Here is a 16,077-nt window from a genome sequence, read left to right as displayed (position 1 = left end):
TCGGCCCGTCCCCCCGCGGACCCGCCCCACCTGCCGCTTCCCCACCCCCCACCCCCGTCCCGCCCGGGCGGAGCACACCGAAGGGAACAGGCCGCGATGCGATCCGGCTCGACCCGCCTGGCGCTCACCGTCTGCGCGCTCCTCGCCGCCGTCGGGTGCTCCGCACCCGCCGCGGAGACGGACGGCGCCGGAACGGAACCGCGGCCCGCGCCCACCGCCGCCGCCGGCGGTGACGAGGAGGCCGCGCTGGCGGCCTACACCGGGATGTGGGACGCGGTGGTCGCGGCCTCCCACGGAGACGAGGAGGCCTCGCGCGCCCTCGACGACCACGCGGTCGGGGCCGCCCGGGAGATCATGCGGACCGCGCTCGACGAGGCGGCCGCGGGCGGGAACGCCGAGGGCGAGCCCGTCCTCGACCCGGCCGTCACCGTCGAGAGCCCCGAACTCGCGGTCGTCGCCGACTGCGTGGACGACTCCGCCTGGCGGACCGGCGGCTCCGCGGGGACGGCGGGCCCCCGCAAGGTCGACGCCACGCTCATCCACGACGGACTCGCCTGGCGCGTGTCCGAACTGCGCATCTGGGAGGCCGGATCATGTTGAGACCCCTACCCCCCGCCGCTGCCGCGGCCGCCGCCGCCCTGGTGCTGGCGACCCTGAGCGCCGCACCCGCGCACGCCGACGACGGCTCCTTCCTCGGCAGCGTCGAGTGCGGCACCTCCGGCGGCAACGGCTGCCAGATCCTGCTGCGCTGGCTCTTGGAGCACGGCGGCGTCCCGGGCACCCCCGGCACCGGCGGCTCCGGGGGGACCGGCGGCGCGGGCGGCTCCGACGAGTACGCCGACGTCGACTGGGACGCCATCGACTGGGAGTCCATGGACTGGGAGAACATGGTCGACTGGGATTCCATGGACTGGGACCGCATCTTCGAGGAGGCCGCCCGGGGCGAGGAGGGCACCGACCCCCTCACCAGCATCGAGGAGGCCATGGCCTCCTTCCAGCTCCCCGAGCCCACCATCGCCACCTCCCCGGGCACCGACTCCCTCATCCTGGTCAACACCCCCCTGTGGCTGTGGGTCGACCCCCAGAGCTGGGGCGCCGAGTCCACCTCCGCCGAACTGGGCGACTCCTCCCTCACCGTGACCGCCACCCCCGCCCGCACCCTGTGGACCATGGGCGACGGCTCCACCGTGGAGTGCGAGGGCCCCGGCACCCCCTTCGACCCCGCCGTCCACGACGCCGACTCCGCCTCCCCCGACTGCGGGCACGTCTACACCTCGGCCTCGGACACGGCCCCCGAAGGCGTCCGCACCGTCACCGTCCGCGTGCTCTGGGACACCGAGTGGAGCTTCTCCGGCGGCGGTGGCGGAGCCCTCGACCAGCTCACCAGCACCTCCGAGGTCGACCTCACCGTCCGCGAGTCCCACGGGCTCGTCACGGACACCCACTGACACCGAGAAGAACTGAGACAGACGTGGTCGAGACGACGACGGCCCCGCCCCCCGGGGCGGGGCGGCAGACGCAGCAGCCCCCCGCCGTGCGGCTCTCCGGCGGCGGCGCCCGGCGCTGGCGGTGGCTGGTGCTGGCCCTCACCCTGACGACGGCGGGCGCGCTCAGCGGCGTCATCGCCCTGGAACGCCTCGACGACCGCACCGGGGTGGTCGTCGCCGACACCGACCTCCCCGCGGGCCACGTCCTCACCATGGACGACCTGCGCGTCTCGGAGATGTCGGTGTCCTCCGACCTGTCCTTCGTGGACGCCGCCCGCCTGGAGGAGGTCGTGGGCCTGACCCTCACCCTCCCCGTGGTCGAGGGCGGGGTCCTGCCCGAGTCCGCCCTGGGCGCCGACGCCGCCTTCCCCGAGTCCGACCGGGCCCTGGTCGGCGCCACCCTCCAGCCCGGGCGCTTCCCCGCCTCCCTGGGCGCGGGCGCCAGCGTGTCCGTGGTCGTGAGCGGCGGCGAGCAGCAGGAGGACGGCGCCCCCCAGGCCTACCTCGCCCTGGTCCGCACCCTCGTCCCCGACCCGGGGGTCGAGGGCGCCGTCAACGTCGAGCTGCTGGTCTCCTCCGCCGACGCCGCCCGCATCGCCGCGGCCGCCTCCGCCGGACAGGTCAGCCTCGTGCAGGTCCACCCGCGCGGAGGGGCGTGATGACGACGACGGTCGCCGTCTTCTCCCTGGGCGGCGCCCCGGGCGTGACCAGCCTGGGCATGGCCCTGGCCGCGGTCTGGCCCGGGGACGCGCCCGGAGTGCTGGTGGAGGCCGACCCCTCCGGCGGAGCGGTCGCCGTCTGGCGCCGCCTGCCCACCGAGCCCGGGCTGACCGGCCTGGCCGCCGCCATGCGCCGCGGCGGCGGCGCCGACCCCGAGGCCCACACCCAGGCCCTGCCCGGCGGCCTCCGGGTCTGCCCCGCACCCGTCACCGCCGACCCCGCCGAGGGCGCCGTGCGGCTCCTGGGCCAGCACCCCCTGCCGTTCAGCGCGATGGCGGCGCCGGTCGCCGTCCTCGACCTCGGCCGCCTCACCCCCTCCTCCCCGGCCCGCGCCCTCGTCGCCCGGGTCGACCACGCCGTCCTCGTCGTCTCGGAGCGCCTCACCGAGCTGCGCCGCGCCCGCGAGCACCTCCTCGCCCCGTCCTTCCCCGCCCGCCACCTCACGGTCGTGGTCTGCGGCGGCCGCGGCGGCGTCGGCGAGATCACCGGCGCCCTCGGCTCCGCCGTCTGGGGGCGCGTGCCCGACGACCCCCGCTCCGCCCGGTTCCTGCGCGGAGAACAGGACATCGCCCGGCCCCAGAAGCGCCCCCTGTTCCGGGCCGCCGACCGGCTGGCGCGCGCACTGGCCGCCGCCCGGACCGAGCCCGTCGTCTACGCGCCGCTGCCCCCGGGGGTGAACGCATGACCCCGCCCGACGAGTTCGCGGACCGCGCCGCCGAGCGCTTCCTCGACCCCGGCGCCGACCGGGTGGAGGCCCAGTGGGTCGCCTACGTGTCCGCCGAGGCGGGCCGCAGGATCAGTGAGGAGACCCGCGGCGAGGACCCGGACACCCCGCAGGAGCACCGCGCCCGCGCCGACCGGGTCATCGCCAACATCCTCGACGAGGCCGCCCGCACCGCCCTGGCCGAGGGCCGCCCCCTGCTGGCCCCCGCCGCCGAGGCCGCCATCGCCGCCGCCTCGCTCGCCCAGGTCACCGGTGTCGGGCCGCTCCAGCCCCTGCTCGACGACCCCGAGATCGAGAACATCAACATCAACGGCGTGGACGCCTGGGTGCGGCTCGCCGACGGCAGCCGCCGCCTGCACGCCGGGCTGTTCGCCGACACCGACGACGTCATCGCCCTGGTCCGCCGCCTGGCCGCCGAGTCGGCCAGCGGCGAGCGCCGCTTCGACCCCGGGGCGCCCATCCTCGACCTCCAGCTCCCCGGCGGGGAGCGCCTCAACGCGGTCATGGAGGTCTCCCGACAGCCCTCGGTGTCGATCCGCCGCCACCGGTACACCCACTCGTCGCTGCGCCGGCTGGAGAAGCTCGGCACGCTCGACCCGGCCCTGGTCTCTCTCTTCCGGGCCGCCGTGCGCGCCCGCCGCAACATGGTCGTCACCGGGGGCACCGGCGCGGGCAAGACCACCCTGCTGCGCGCCCTGGCCTCGGAGATCCCCCCGACCGAGCGCCTGGTCACCATCGAGGACGTCTTCGAGCTCGGCCTGGACCGCGACCGCGAGGCCCACCCCGACTGCGTCGCCCTCCAGGCCCGCCCCGCCAACATCGAGGGCGTCGGCGAGATCACCATCGCCGACCTGGTCCGCACCGCGCTGCGCATGTCGCCCGACCGCGTCATCGTGGGGGAGACCCGCGGCAGCGAGACCGTCCCCCTGCTCAACGCCATGAGCCAGGGCAACGACGGCAGCCTCACCACCCTGCACGCGGCCGGCTCCGCCGGGGCGTTCACCAAGCTGGGCGCCTACGCCGCCCAGTCCGCCGAGCGGCTGCCGCTGGAGGCGACCGCGTCGCTGGTGGCCTCCGCCGTCCACCTGGTCGTCCACGTCTCCGCGCTGCCCACCGGCGAACGCCGCGTCACCAGCGTGCGCGAGGTCGTGGGCGCGGAGGGGCAGAACGTGGTCTCCAACGAGATCTACCGCTACTCGCCGCGCCAGGGCCGCCTCGCCGCGGCCCCGCCCAGCCCGGACACCCTCGACGTGCTCGCCGACCACGGCTTCGACCCCCTCTCGCTCCAGGCGGAGACGGCGGGGTGGGGCCGGTGAACACGAACACGCTCCTGCTCGCCACCGCCGGGGGCGTCGCCGGACTCGGCGTCTTCCTCCTGTTCGTCTGGGCCGCCCCGCTGCTCTCCGAACGCCTCCGCCGGGGCCGGTCCCGGCCGCTCCCGCGCCCGGGCAGGGTCGCCTTCGCGACCGCCGCCGGCGTCGGCGCCTGGCTCCTGACCGGCTGGCCGGTGGCCGGAGCGCTGGCCGCCGCCGCGGTCTGGTGGGCCCCGCAGGTCCTGGGCAGCGACGCCGAGCACAAGCAGCAGGTCGAGGGGGTCGAGGCGGTCGCCGCCTGGACCGAGATGCTGCGCGACCTCATGGCCGGGTCCTCAGGTCTGCACCAGGCGGTCGCCGCCACCGCGCCCATCGCCCCCGAACCGCTGCGCGGGGCCGTGCAGCGGCTGGCCGACGACATGCGCCGCGGCCGCGAGCCGCGCGACGCGCTGCACACCTTCGCCCGCACCGTCGACAACCCCACCGGCGACCTGGTCGCCTCCGCCCTGGCGATGGCCGCCACCCGGCACGCCACCGACCTCGGCGTCCTGCTCGGCGCCCTGGCCGAGTCCGCCCGCGACCAGGCCGCCATGCTGGTCAAGGTGGCGGCCGGCCGGGCGCGGCTGCGCACCTCCTCGCGCATCATCATGGGCGCGACGCTGGGGATGGCGGCGTTCATGCTCCTGTTCAACCCCGAGTACCTGGCACCGTTCGACGGCCTGCTGGGCCAGATCGTCCTCGCGGCCATCGGCGGCATCTGGGCCACCGCCGTGGTGTGGATGACCCGGATGTCCCGCTTCTCCCTCGGGCCGCGCGTCCTGGCCCCCGACCCGCTCAAGGAGGCCGCGCTGTGAACCCCACGACCGCGGCGGCCCTGGCCGGCGCCGCCCTGGGCCTGGCCCTGTGGGCGCTGGCGGCGGCCCGCTGGGCCCGCCCGACCCTGGCCGAGCGCCTGTCCGGCCCCCGCCCCCCGGCACGGCTCGCACTGCGCCCCTCCGAGGGCGGCCTCCTGACCCGGCTCGGCCGGGTCGGCGTCCCCCTGCTGCACGCCGCCGGCCTGCCCGGCAAGCGCGCCGCGCGCAACCTCAGGATCTGCGACCGCGACCCGGGCGGCTACCTGGCGGAGAAGGCGGCGGGGGTGGTGGTGGGGGTGCTGTTCCCGCCGGTGATGGGGTTGCTGCTGTCCTCCTTCGGAGCGCTGCCTCCGGGGTTCGTCTCCCCCGTGCTGTGGGCGGGTTTCGCGGTGCTCATGTGGTTCGCCCCGGACCTGTCCCTCAACGACGAGGCGACCAAGCGCAAGGAGGAGATGCGCCGCACCCTGTCCGGCTTCGCCGACCTGGTCGTGGTCTCCCTGGCCGGGGGAGCGGGCGTCAGCGGCGCCCTCACCGACGCCTCCGCCAACGGCGGCGGCTGGGCGATGGCCGCGATCCGCGACGCCCTCCGGGAGGCGTCCCTCACCCGGGTCCCCGTCTGGCAGGCCATACGCGATCTGGGTGAGCGGTACGACACCCCCGAGTTCGCCGAGCTGGCCGCGAGCCTGCACCTGGCAGGGTCTGACGGCGCCCGCGTGCGCAGCTCCTTGTCGGCCAAGGCCAAAACCCTTCGGGTGCAGTTCCTCGCCGAGTCGGAGGCCGAAGCACAATCCGCGACGGAGCGGATGAGCCTGCCCGTCGTCCTCCTTTTCGTTGGATTCCTCGGCCTCCTGGGCTATCCGGCCATGAGCCTGATCCTCTTCAACACCTGATCCTCTTTTAGGAGATGAGCCATGAAAAACCTCTACTACCGGGTCCTCAACGCCCTGACCCTGCCCAAGGGCGACGACGGCTACTCCACAGAGACGGTGATCGTCACCGCCCTGCTGGTGGGGGTCGCCACGGCCGTCGGTGCGGGGCTTCTGACCTTCGTCAACGCGGAGCTCGCCACTCTCGGTGGCGAGTAGGAGAACCCCTTGCGACAGCACGATGACGACCGGGGCAGTGCCGAGCTGGCGGTCGCGGCCCCCGCGCTCCTCCTCCTGGTCATGCTGGTCGTCCAGACCGCCCTGTGGATGCACGGCGAGCACGTCGCCGCCGACCTCGCACGCCGCACGGCCGAGCAGTCGCGCACCGTGGAGGGCACGGCCGCCCCGGCGGCCGCGCCCTCCGGCTCCGTCCTGTCCGACATCGACATCGCCGTCGAACGCGGGGCCGAGGAGGTCACCGTCACCGTGACCGGCTCCGTCCCCAGCCTCGTCCCCGGGGTCACCTGGAACGTGCGGCACGTGTCCGTGGCCCCCGTCGAGCGCTTCGTCCCCGGAGGTGAGACACCGTGAGGCACCGCGACCGCGGCTCGGCCTCGGTGGAGCTGGCCCTGCTGGCACCCGCCCTGCTGACCTTCGCCATGCTCATGGTCTTCGCAGGACGCGTCGTGGACGCGCGGGCCACGGTCGGCGAGGTCGCCCACTCCGCCGCCCGCGCGGCCTCGCTGGAGCGCACCCCCACGGCCGCCTCCTCCACGGCGACGGCGATCGCTGCCGCCGGGCTCCAGGAGCAGGGCATGGCCTGCACCGACCACACCACCACCGTCGACCACGGCGGCCTGGCCGCCGGGGGCGCGGTCTCCGTCACCGTCCACTGCACGGTGGACTTCTCCGACCTGTACGGGGTCGCCTTTCCCGGCGGCCAGACCATCGAGGGCGGCGCCACCGTCGCCGTGGACACCTTCCGGGGGCAGCCGTGACCGCCGCCGCGCGGGACGACCGCGGACAGGTCAGCGCCTTCGTCGCGGTGATGGCGGTCGCCTTCATCGCGTGCCTGGGCCTGGTCTACGAGGGCGGGGAACTCCTCCAGGCCCGGCGCCAGACCGCCACGCTCGCCCAGGAGGCCGCCCGGGTCGGCGCCCAGCAGCTCGACTGGAACACCTACCGCGAGGGCGCCGACGAGGTCCCGCTGGACCCGGCCGCCGCGTCCGCCGCCGCCCAGGCCTTCCTCTCCTCCGCCGGGGCCACCGGGACCGTCAGCGTCTCCGGCGACACCGTCACCGTCACCTGCACGATGTCCTACTCCTTCACCCTCGTCCCGGCCGGATCGACCACCGTCGAGACGACCGCCACGGCACGTCCCTACACACAGACGACGACCCCCTGAGCACCTTTGTGAGGCGGACATGCATCCACTGAACAGGCTCGGCGCGGCCGTGTTCGCGCTCGCCTTCCTCGTCGGCGTCCCCTACGTCCTGCTGTGGCACGCCGCCTGGCCCGACACGCTCCCCTCCTGGGACGTCGCCCTCGCCCACCTGCGCGGCTGGCGGCTGCCCCCGGGCGTGCCCGCCGCCGTGCTGATCACCGCGCTGTGGGCGCTGTGGGGGATGTTCGCCCTGGCGCTCGCCGCCGAGGCCGTGGCCCGCCTGCGGGGCGTGCCCCTGCGCCTGCGCCCGTTCGGGCCGCTCCAGGCGATCGCCGCCACCGCCGTCGCGGCCACCGCGGTCAGCCCCGCCGCCGCCTTCGCCGACACCGTCGCCCAGGACGAGGAGTCGCCGGACCGGGAGGAGGGCGCCCCCGCGGCCCCGCAGGAGACCGCGGAGCAGGGGCCGGTGGAGCGCACCCGCACCATCAGCGGGTTCGCGGTCGGATCGGCCGAGCTCACCGAGCGGATGCGGGAGGACCTCGCCCCCACCGTCGAGATGCTGGGGGACCACTGGGACGAGAACGTCCCCGTCGCGATCACCGGGCACGCCGACCCCAGCGGCAACGCCGACCGCAACCGGGAGCTGTCCCGGGAGCGGGCCCAGGCGGTGGCCGACTACCTGGAGGAGGAGCTCGGGGAGGACGCCCCGGACACCGAGGTCACGGGCAGGGGGGCCGAGCAGCCGGTGGAGGGGCCCGCCGAGAGCCAGCGCCGCGTCGAGATCGCCTACACCCTCGCCCCCGCGCCCGCTCCCGCCTCCACCCCGGCCCCGCAGGAGGAGGCCGGCACGGACACGGCCCCGGAGGAGACCGGCGACGGTGCCGCCGACGGCGCCGCCGCGGCCGGGGAGGAGGCCGACCGGTCCCTCATCACCGTCGAGAACGCCGCCGCCGTCGAGGAGGACGGCCCCCGCGTCGTCGTCCTGGAGATCCCCGACGGCGCGGTCGCCGGGTTCGTGGGGTTCGCCGGCCTCGCCGGGGGCTACCTCCTGGGCAAGCGCGGCTCCTTCGTCCCCAGGATGGCGCTCAGCCTGCCCCGGCGCCTTACCGGCCGCCCGCGCCGCCTGGCACTGCCGCCGGTCCCGCCGCGCCCCGAGCCCGGCGACGAGATCGACGAGCGGGTCACCGTCGAACTCGACCACGTCCCCGGCCTGGGCCTCACCGGCAAGGGGGCGGACGGGGCGGCCCGGCGCCTGATCGCCAACGCCCTCGACCCGACCGAACCCCTCGCGGTGCGGATACTCATCACCGAGGACGAGGCCGTCCGGCTGCTCGGCGAGACCGGCCGCGACCTGCTGCGCGACCGCCCGTGCGAGCCGGTCACCCTGGTCCCCGGAACGGAGGACGCGCTGGCGGTGCTCGCCACCGAACTCCACGCCATGGCCGAGGAGGACCGGGCCCCGCTCGCCCTGATCATCTCCGCGCCCGAGGCCCAGCACGAGCACGCCCTGTCCGGCCTCCTGCTGCACGGGCAGCACCGCGGCGTCACCGCCGTCATCCTCGGGAGCTGGCCGCTGGGCGGCAACTGCACGATCGACGCGGACGGGCTCATCTCGCAGACCAGCCAGCCGCTGGCCACCCTGTTCCACTGCTCCTGGCCGGGCTCGACGGCCGAGGAGGTCCACGCGGCCGTGCACGCCCACCACGCGGCGGACCACTCGGGGTCGGAACGGCCGGTACGGCCGTCCTCCCGGAACCGGGGGGCCGCCGAGCCGCGCCCGGTGCTGGTCGCGGAGGACTGGGACGATGACGACGCCTTCGTGCGGGTGGGCGACGACGCCGCCTGGGAACGGCTCACCCGCGCCTGGGAGGAGGAGGCCGCGGCCGGCTCCGCGGCCGACGACGACGGGGAGAGCATCGCCGCCGCCCCGGAGCCCGAAACCGCTCTGGACCCCGAACCCGCCCCGGACGACGGGGCCACCGTGGACGCCGCCTTCCGGGCGCTCCGCGAGGGGGAGTACGCCGAGACCGGCACGGACACGCCCGCGCGCCGGCCGACGACGGACACGACCACCACGGCTGACGCCGAGGACGACTCCTGGTGGGACGAGACCCCCGTCCCGGAAGAGCCCGCCCGCGAAGCGGCCCCGCACGACTCCGCCACCACGACCGCCGAGGCCCCCGGCACACCGGAGCCCGACGAAGCCCCTGCCCCTACCGGGGACACGACCGGCGAAGCCCCGACCATCCCGCCCGCCGAGGCCGACACCCCCGCCGGGCAGGAGGACGCCGACGTGTCCCCGACCGGCCGACGGAGCTCACGCGACACCCCCGTTGAGCAGGAGGACGCCTTCGCCGCCCTCAACGGGGCGACCCCGGCACCGGAGAGCCCCGCAGCCGCCCCCGCGCCCGCTCCGGCCGAGACCCCGGAACCCGTGCGGCACACTCCCGCCGTCACACCCCCCGACACGGACGGCGCCGAGACCGGGGGAGAGGCACTCCAGTCTGGGGGAGAGGCACCCCAGGCCGCCGCCCCGGCCCCGCCCGCACCTCCGTCCCCACCCGTCGCTCCCGCGGCTCCCATGGTGCCCGCCGCTCCCGCGGCCCCTGCGGCTCCCGCCCCGAAGGAGGAGCAGAGGACCCGGGTCCGCCACGAGCGCGCCCCAGGCCGCAAGGCCGGCCGGGTCCGCGTGGTCCGGGTGGACCGTCCGGAGGTCCCGGAACAGCAGGCCGCCGAGCCCGTGTCCGTACCGGTCCCGGCAGGCTCCGCAGCATCTTCCCCCGGAACCCGACCGGAACGGGCCCCGGCGGCGGCCGCCGCCCGTCCGCGCCGCAAGGCGGCCGTCCGCGACCGGGCGGAGCCGCGCGCCCCGGAGCCCGCCCCGGCGGCCGAGGAGGAGGCGTCCCCGGCCTACCGCCCCCAGCCCGCCAAGCCCCGCAAGGCGGGCCGGGGACGCACCTGGAAGCCGCGCGACGACGGCTGACCCGCACCTGCCCCACGACGCCGCGGAGCGTCCCCCTCCAGGGGGCCGCTCCGCGGCGTCAAAGGCCTCACCCGGAGCGTCAGCCGTTGCGGCCGCCACCACCCCCGCCGTAGCCCGACCCGGAGCCCAGGTCGCTGCTGACGTCGAAGGCGTAGTCCTCGCTGACCTCGTAGTTGCGGGCCATCTGGAGCGTTCGGTCGGCCGCCTGGTCGAAGGCCGTGGGCAGCGCCTCGCCGTACTCGTCCAGCGTCTCGATCATGGGGGTGAGGTTCTTCGTCAGGGAGTCCGAGATGTCATCGCCCGACCCCCAGACCGCCCCGAGGGACTGCCGGGCCGTCCGCAGCCGGGCGAAGGCCTCGCGCACGAGCCGACCGGGTTCGCGCAGGTCCTCGCCGGCCCGCGCCATATCTTCCGGCAGCACTGTCAGGTGGTCGTCGGACATCGGCGTTCCTTCCCGTGCGGGGGCGCGGCCCCGCCTGACCGGAACCGCATGCGTCCCCCGGCCACGTTCTAGCCCCGCCGGGTGATCGGCACCCATGCTTCCGGCAACGCGCGGGTGTACACGGGGAGTCGCCTCCCGGGGCGGACGCCGCTCGTGCGCTTTCGCTGCGAACGGTGCCCCTGTTGGCGTCCCAGAGTCCCCGACTCCGACCGGAGGGCGTCGCGCCGCCCCCGCCGCAGGGGGTGACGGCGGCAGGGGGCCTCCGGCCCCGACCCCGGGGGGTGTGGGTAGAGCGGGACTGGGTCCGGGCCCCTGGGGTGAAACAGCAAGAGCAGGTTTCCAAGTGGCCTGCCATCTGGGAAGGGCGGCGTTCGGGAGTCTGGGGAAGGAACCGTTGGTCTCCTCGGGTCACCCCCTGGGAACGTACAGACCCGGGCTGGGCGTCGACCCGTCCCCACGCAGTCGGCGCACGGCAGAGCACCGGGCGGTTGCGTTGGGCTCACGTCCTGAGTGGTGGGGGTGCGCTTTCAGGGGACGGGGCGGGGTCCAGCGCACATCCCCGGCCACAGGTCCACGTAACGACGCGCCGACTGCAAACCCGCGGTTGCACAGACCTCGCTTGAAAGCCCGACCACAACCGGGGTGACCCCCGCCGTCAGCGCCCTCCCGCACCGAAGGGGGTGAGGGGGAGGAAAAACCACGGCCTGCACTCCAGGGGGTGGCGGCCGCGCCCACCCCGGGGCCTTGGCCCCGGCTCGGAAGGAAAAACCGCCACCCGCGCTCCAAGGGGGTGCAGGCGGCAGGCACCCGCGCCCCCGGCCCCAGCCCGGAGGGAGAACCGCGACCTGCGCCCCAGACCGGAGGAAGGACCGCGCCCCCCGCTCCCGAGGGTGGACCGGCACATGCACGCGCCCCCCGCTCCCGAGGGTGGACCGGCACATGCACGCGGCCCCAGACCCAGCGGGGTGAAGCGGCACGGTCCCGCACACCTTCCCCCCGAGTAGTGAAGGCCGGCGGGCACTCCTCTCCCTGCCCCCTCTCGGGCCAGGGCCGCGTGGACGCTCTACCTTCGCTCCCGGAAGCGGAGGTCCCGGTCCTCCCTCCGGTCTGTGTCCGGGGCCGTGGGTATGCGCGGGTTTCACCCTCTGGGGTCGGGGAGGGCGATCGGGGCCGGGGTCACTACGGCAGGCGGCTGAGGTGACAAGCGAGGTCTGAGCAACAGCCTGTTTCCAGTCGGAGCGTTCTTTCCCTGGACCTGTGGCTGAGCGTGCCGCCTGGCACCGACCCGTCCCCTGAGAAAACCCCCACCACCCCGGGCGCGCAGGAAACGCGACCGCCCGGCAATCTGCCGGACCCCGTACGCGGGGACGGATCGACGCCCGGCCCGGGTCTGTACCTTCCCAAACGGTGACCGGTGGAGCACAACACTTCTGAGCCAGCGCCCGCACACCGCCGTTTCCAGATGGTGACCGTCCTGGAAAAACCTCACAGTCCGCCTCACCCCCTGCGGCCGGGGTCGCGTTCCGCTCTACCGACACCCCCTGCGGCCGGGGCCGGAGGCCTCCTGCGGCCGTCACCCCCTGGGCGGGGACGGCGCAATGCCCTCCGGCTGTGGCTGGGGCCCCGGGGACAGGGAGCAACCCCCTGGAGTCGGGGCGGGAAGGCCACCGCGGCCTCCACCCCCTGTGGCCGGGGCCGAGCGTCGCCCTCCGGCTGTGGCTGAGGCTCCGGGACCGGCAGCAACCCCTTGTGGTCGGGGCGAGAGGGTCACCGCGGCCGTCACCCCCTGTGGCCCGGGCCCAGCAATGCCCTCCGGCCGTGGTGCGGTGGACCTTCTGCACTCGGGTGCGGAACTCCTCGTGTCGCGCGATATCGGTCGGACTGCTCGCGCCGACGCGCAGTTCGCCGAGACCGACCGACGCGTCTTCGCCCGATTCACCCGAGGAGGGAGCCGACCGCACTGACCATGCGGCGGAAGGAACGGCTCCGTTCCATGGCCAGGTCCATGTCCATGAGGGCGGAGAATTTCGCCTGGTGAAGGGTCTCCTTGTAGGACTCGTTCATGATGGTCCGCAGCACTCCCTTCGCGTCCCGCTTCCCTTCGGGATCCGGTGGTGCCGTCGCGTCATCGAGGACGCAAGGATGTGAGCGGAGTGACTCGGCCGCAGCCAGGAACCACGCTTCGTACTCATGCCGGGCGATCACCACCTCCACGGGAACCGGCACCGTCCCCGGCGCCGGAGCCATGGAGACTGCGAGCTCGACAGGGCACGTGATGTCGGCGTCGTCACTGTCGCGCAGCACGAGAACACCACCTGCCGCCCCCGGTACACGCGCCGCCTGCACACGGAGTGCCTTGGCCAGTTCCTCGGGTTTGCGCATCTTCGCGGAATCAAGGCGGAAAGGAGGCGTCACTTCCGCGTAGGTTCCGTGGACTTCCAGGCAGATACGGGTGATGAGAGCGCGGACGGCGGGCATTTCGCCGTGCCCCTCCACGATGGGCGCCACGGTCGGATGCGGCATCAGTCCTCCCTCCGCGCGGTGGAAGGCTCTTCGAGTACGGGAAGCAGCTGGTCGGTGCGGAGCAGTTCGCCGGGTGTGTAGAGGTGTTCGCGGAGCGCCATGGTGCCGGCGGCGTCCAGCGGCCCGATCCGCACCTGCGCGCCCATCGAACGAACCGCGCACAGCTCCTCGGGCAGGAGGTCGTCCCGGTCCAGCAGGTCCGGGCTGTGGCTGGTGATGATGACCTGGCGCCGTTCGGCGGCGTCGCGCAGTGCGTCCAGCAGTACCCCGGACGCGGCGGGATGCAGGGCGTTCTCCGGTTCCTCGATACCGATGGTGCTGCGGGTGCGACCGGTGTCGGAGAAGAGGGCGACCAGGACTCCGAGAGCGCGCAGGGTGCCGTCGGACATGGACTGTGCGGGGAAGCGCTGGGGGCCGTCGGAGGCATGGACGTCCTGGAGGAATTCCAGGGTCTCCCAGGTGCCGAGATCCTTGCGGGATACGCCCAGTAGACCGGGCACGATACCGGCCAGGTACTCCGTCATCCTCTCCCGGGCACCGGGGGCCATGCGGTGCAGGACGCTGGCGAGGTTGGAACCGTCGGGCAGCAGGAAGGCTCCGGAATCCGGGGTCCGCGGCTCGCGCATGGTCCCCGGGACGATGTTGAAGACGCTGATACCGGACAGGCCTTCGAACACCGCCCGGAAGTCGTCGATCCCTGCCGCGGAGACCAGGTACAGCCGCTGGTCGTCGACCGGCGGCATGACCGGCTCGGACTGCTCGGCCAGCTCTCCGTTGCGGACGTCGAACCAGGCCCGGTTCGTGTCGTGGTCGGCATCGCGCACGTTGCAGTACTCGTGTGCGATGCGGAACCCTCCTCCGCCCGTCGCCGCGATCTCGACCCCGTAGTCGCCGGTGAGGTCTCCTGCGGTGAAACCCAGCTCGATACGGACGTTCGTGGGACGCCGACGACCGGGGAATCGCCTGCTGACCTCGGCGGTCCCGCCCCGGGTGCGCAGGGCCTGATCCAGGGAGGTGCGCAGCCCTTCGGCGACCAGGGACAGCGCGTCGAGGAAGTTGCTCTTGCCCGACCCGTTGGGGCCGACCAGGATGAGCAGCCCGCCGGGTTCCACATCCACTCTGGCGAGGTTCTTGTAATTCCACAGGCTCACACGGGTGAGCGAGAAGCGGTTGTCCTGCATGCGCTCAGTCTTCCAGTGTCGCGGGTTCGATGCGTCCGGATCGCCATGGGAGACGGCCGGCATGGGGGTCGGACACGGGTTGCGTGTGAGCCGGGCTCCGGGGAGGATCCTGTGCCGACGCGACCCGCCCCGGCACAGGTGGAAGCCTCTTCATCCGTGGAGGATGAAGAGGTGGTGGGCGAGGGCGCCGGCCAGGGTGTAGGCGGTCAGGCGCCAGGGGGTACGGCCGCGCTTTCGGGGCCTGCGATGGCTGTGCGGACGGTTCGGGCGACGTCCTGTGGCAGGTCTCGTGGTGGGCGCCGCGGACCGCAGCCGCTATCAGATCCCCGCACGGGCGGCGCACAGTTCGGCGCGGACCACTTCCAGCAGCCGTCCCGCCCAGTTGCGGCCTTCGGCTCCGGTTCGCCCCCAGTACCGGGGCGAGCCGAAATCGTCATACAGGATCGTCCGGTCACCGGTGGACAGCAGGACCTCGGCCAGGTCGGGGTGCTGCTCGAACTTGGCGCGCAGCAACCGGAGCATCACGGCGGTACGCGCCACGGCCCAGTCCGGTCGACGGGGTGCCTCCCGAGCCAGGAGTCCGACCTGTCCGAGGTTCTCGGCCGTGCGGATCGCCTCCTGCGCGGCGGGATCGGTGACGGACGCCGCCCGGTAGGCGTGCAGCACGGTGGGGTACACGGCCCCGTCGACGTTCACCGCTGCCGGGAAGTCGTTGCGCAGCGCCAGGATCGGCGGCTCGGGCCGGGTGCCGTCGTTCCTGAAGTAGCGTTGTTCCAGGACGACGCTCTCGGCCCGGGGTTCCCAACGGCCGTCGAGCCCTGTGTCGGCGCGGGTGCTCTCCCGCTGCGCGGTCCATCGGGCGAAGTACTCCAGGGCCTGCCCGTGTTGCCGCTCAGTGACGGTCATGCCCTCGAACATGCCGGTCAGGGTGCCGCCGGGGCCGAAGGCCAGGACCTGGACCGGCCAGTCCTTGGAGTCCATGTCCCCCAGCAGGTAGACCCGTTGCGTCCAGGGGATCTCCAGGTAGGCGGCGCGCAGTGCGGCCCGGCGGGCCTCATCGGGGTCGGCGAGGTAGGCGTCCAACGCGGCCAGGCAGCGGTCGGAGGAGGTGGGACGTCCGTTGAGCTCCTCGACGGTGTCCCGGACCTCGGCCAGCAGGCAGTCGGCGTCGGTGTAGGAGACCGGGTCGGCGAACCGCCACTCACCGAGTCCGTGCACCGACGCCTCGGCCCCCGCCTCGAACTCGGTGGCCACCCATCCCGAGGCGAGCTTGTCGGCGAACCCCGCCAGGTCCACGAGGCCCCAGCAGTCCACCAACCCGTCGGCGTAGATCTTCAGCGAGGTCAGAAAATAGGTGCCGCCGTTGCGGATGAACGCCGGGCGGCTCTCGCCGGGGATCCGTTCACCGTCGGACTCGCGGAAGACGGGGTGCATGATCGCCATGCCCGGCAGCTTAGCGATCCGTCCCGAACGCCCGCGGTCGTGCTCCCGGCGGGGTGGTGGTCGCCCGCGTTCTGTGTGGGACGGCCGACCCCGCCCGACCCCTACCGGGGTTCACGTATCCGGGAGGCCGGAAGACCGACCTCGGCCCCACCGCCGG

16 protein-coding genes are annotated in these 16,077 nt (G+C 74.4%); 12 read left to right on the top strand and 4 right to left on the bottom strand.

Translation table 11 applies throughout. The features are described 5' to 3' along the window. The first annotated feature begins 96 nt into the window (after positions 1 to 96). From ABZ249_RS19895 to ABZ249_RS19840, 12 genes are read left to right on the top strand one after another with little or no spacing between them, the layout of a single operon-like run. Entirely contained in the window at positions 97 to 600 is a 504-nt protein-coding gene (locus tag ABZ249_RS19895; RefSeq protein ID WP_355264902.1) for a hypothetical protein, read from the top strand. Continuing rightward, complete coding sequence (locus ABZ249_RS19890; protein WP_355264899.1) at positions 594 to 1,448, top strand: hypothetical protein; 855 nt, start codon at positions 594 to 596, stop codon at positions 1,446 to 1,448. Before ABZ249_RS19895 ends, ABZ249_RS19890 begins: the two co-directional genes overlap by 7 nt. A gap of 23 nt (positions 1,449 to 1,471) precedes the next feature. Next, positions 1,472 to 2,146: an SAF domain-containing protein gene (locus tag ABZ249_RS19885; protein WP_355264896.1), complete on the top strand. Its 675-nt coding sequence runs from the start codon at positions 1,472 to 1,474 to the stop codon at positions 2,144 to 2,146. After that, on the top strand, positions 2,146 to 2,892 hold the full coding sequence (locus tag ABZ249_RS19880) for a hypothetical protein (RefSeq protein WP_355264893.1): 747 nt from the start codon (positions 2,146 to 2,148) through the stop codon (positions 2,890 to 2,892). Before ABZ249_RS19885 ends, ABZ249_RS19880 begins: the two co-directional genes overlap by 1 nt. Further along, on the top strand, positions 2,889 to 4,247 hold the full coding sequence (locus tag ABZ249_RS19875; protein ID WP_355264890.1) for an ATPase, T2SS/T4P/T4SS family: 1,359 nt from the start codon (positions 2,889 to 2,891) through the stop codon (positions 4,245 to 4,247). Before ABZ249_RS19880 ends, ABZ249_RS19875 begins: the two co-directional genes overlap by 4 nt. After that, positions 4,244 to 5,098, top strand: a complete 855-nt coding sequence (locus ABZ249_RS19870) for a type II secretion system F family protein (protein WP_355264887.1) — start codon at positions 4,244 to 4,246, stop codon at positions 5,096 to 5,098. The genes ABZ249_RS19875 and ABZ249_RS19870 overlap by 4 nt, the downstream gene beginning before the upstream one ends. Beyond that, the gene (locus tag ABZ249_RS19865) at positions 5,095 to 5,988 is read left to right on the top strand and encodes a type II secretion system F family protein (protein ID WP_355264884.1); all 894 of its coding nucleotides are present in this window, start codon (positions 5,095 to 5,097) and stop codon (positions 5,986 to 5,988) included. Before ABZ249_RS19870 ends, ABZ249_RS19865 begins: the two co-directional genes overlap by 4 nt. Positions 5,989 to 6,009: 21 nt before the next feature. Beyond that, positions 6,010 to 6,183, top strand: a complete 174-nt coding sequence (locus ABZ249_RS19860) for a hypothetical protein (RefSeq protein ID WP_355264881.1) — start codon at positions 6,010 to 6,012, stop codon at positions 6,181 to 6,183. A gap of 9 nt (positions 6,184 to 6,192) precedes the next feature. Continuing rightward, complete coding sequence (locus ABZ249_RS19855; protein WP_355264878.1) at positions 6,193 to 6,555, top strand: TadE/TadG family type IV pilus assembly protein; 363 nt, start codon at positions 6,193 to 6,195, stop codon at positions 6,553 to 6,555. After that, complete coding sequence (locus tag ABZ249_RS19850) at positions 6,552 to 6,962, top strand: TadE/TadG family type IV pilus assembly protein (RefSeq protein ID WP_355264875.1); 411 nt, start codon at positions 6,552 to 6,554, stop codon at positions 6,960 to 6,962. Before ABZ249_RS19855 ends, ABZ249_RS19850 begins: the two co-directional genes overlap by 4 nt. Further along, entirely contained in the window at positions 6,959 to 7,369 is a 411-nt protein-coding gene (locus tag ABZ249_RS19845; protein WP_355264872.1) for a pilus assembly protein TadG-related protein, read from the top strand. Before ABZ249_RS19850 ends, ABZ249_RS19845 begins: the two co-directional genes overlap by 4 nt. A gap of 19 nt (positions 7,370 to 7,388) precedes the next feature. Beyond that, a complete protein-coding gene (locus ABZ249_RS19840) occupies positions 7,389 to 10,331 on the top strand; it encodes an OmpA family protein (RefSeq protein WP_355264869.1) in 2,943 nt (980 codons plus the stop codon). A gap of 79 nt (positions 10,332 to 10,410) precedes the next feature. Here the strand turns inward: ABZ249_RS19840 and ABZ249_RS19835 are convergent, their stop codons facing one another. From ABZ249_RS19835 to ABZ249_RS19820, 4 genes are all read right to left on the bottom strand, one after another. Next, positions 10,411 to 10,773, bottom strand: coding sequence for a hypothetical protein (locus ABZ249_RS19835; protein ID WP_355264866.1), 363 nt, complete (start codon positions 10,771 to 10,773; stop codon positions 10,411 to 10,413). 1,935 nt (positions 10,774 to 12,708) lie between these two features. Further along, the gene (locus ABZ249_RS19830) at positions 12,709 to 13,296 is read right to left on the bottom strand and encodes a DUF4276 family protein (RefSeq protein ID WP_355264863.1); all 588 of its coding nucleotides are present in this window, start codon (positions 13,294 to 13,296) and stop codon (positions 12,709 to 12,711) included. Beyond that, the gene (locus ABZ249_RS19825; RefSeq protein ID WP_355264860.1) at positions 13,296 to 14,477 is read right to left on the bottom strand and encodes an AAA family ATPase; all 1,182 of its coding nucleotides are present in this window, start codon (positions 14,475 to 14,477) and stop codon (positions 13,296 to 13,298) included. Before ABZ249_RS19825 ends, ABZ249_RS19830 begins: the two co-directional genes overlap by 1 nt. 318 nt (positions 14,478 to 14,795) lie before the next feature. Beyond that, a complete protein-coding gene (locus ABZ249_RS19820; protein WP_355264857.1) occupies positions 14,796 to 15,920 on the bottom strand; it encodes an NADAR family protein in 1,125 nt (374 codons plus the stop codon). Between the last annotated feature and the right edge of the window lie 157 nt (positions 15,921 to 16,077).

The sequence above is a fragment of the Nocardiopsis sp. NPDC006139 genome (genome assembly GCF_040614155.1).
GTDB lineage: Bacteria > Actinomycetota > Actinomycetes > Streptosporangiales > Streptosporangiaceae > Nocardiopsis > Nocardiopsis changdeensis.
Note: the sequence above shows the minus strand (reverse complement) of the source record. Positions and strands in the feature narration are given on the sequence as shown.

What these genes read in the sequence shown, in the direction of transcription:
- ABZ249_RS19895 (WP_355264902.1), top strand. Translation starts at nt 97, where the DNA reads ATGCGATCCGGCTCGACCCGCCTGGCGCTCACCGTCTGCGCGCTCCTC.
- ABZ249_RS19890 (WP_355264899.1), top strand. Translation starts at nt 594, where the DNA reads ATGTTGAGACCCCTACCCCCCGCCGCTGCCGCGGCCGCCGCCGCCCTG.
- ABZ249_RS19880 (WP_355264893.1), top strand. Translation starts at nt 2,146, where the DNA reads ATGACGACGACGGTCGCCGTCTTCTCCCTGGGCGGCGCCCCGGGCGTG.
- ABZ249_RS19875 (WP_355264890.1), top strand. Translation starts at nt 2,889, where the DNA reads ATGACCCCGCCCGACGAGTTCGCGGACCGCGCCGCCGAGCGCTTCCTC.
- ABZ249_RS19860 (WP_355264881.1), top strand. Translation starts at nt 6,010, where the DNA reads ATGAAAAACCTCTACTACCGGGTCCTCAACGCCCTGACCCTGCCCAAG.
- ABZ249_RS19840 (WP_355264869.1), top strand. Translation starts at nt 7,389, where the DNA reads ATGCATCCACTGAACAGGCTCGGCGCGGCCGTGTTCGCGCTCGCCTTC.
- ABZ249_RS19835 (WP_355264866.1), bottom strand. Translation starts at nt 10,773, where the DNA reads ATGTCCGACGACCACCTGACAGTGCTGCCGGAAGATATGGCGCGGGCC.
- ABZ249_RS19830 (WP_355264863.1), bottom strand. Translation starts at nt 13,296, where the DNA reads ATGCCGCATCCGACCGTGGCGCCCATCGTGGAGGGGCACGGCGAAATG.
- ABZ249_RS19825 (WP_355264860.1), bottom strand. Translation starts at nt 14,477, where the DNA reads ATGCAGGACAACCGCTTCTCGCTCACCCGTGTGAGCCTGTGGAATTAC.
- ABZ249_RS19820 (WP_355264857.1), bottom strand. Translation starts at nt 15,920, where the DNA reads ATGGCGATCATGCACCCCGTCTTCCGCGAGTCCGACGGTGAACGGATC.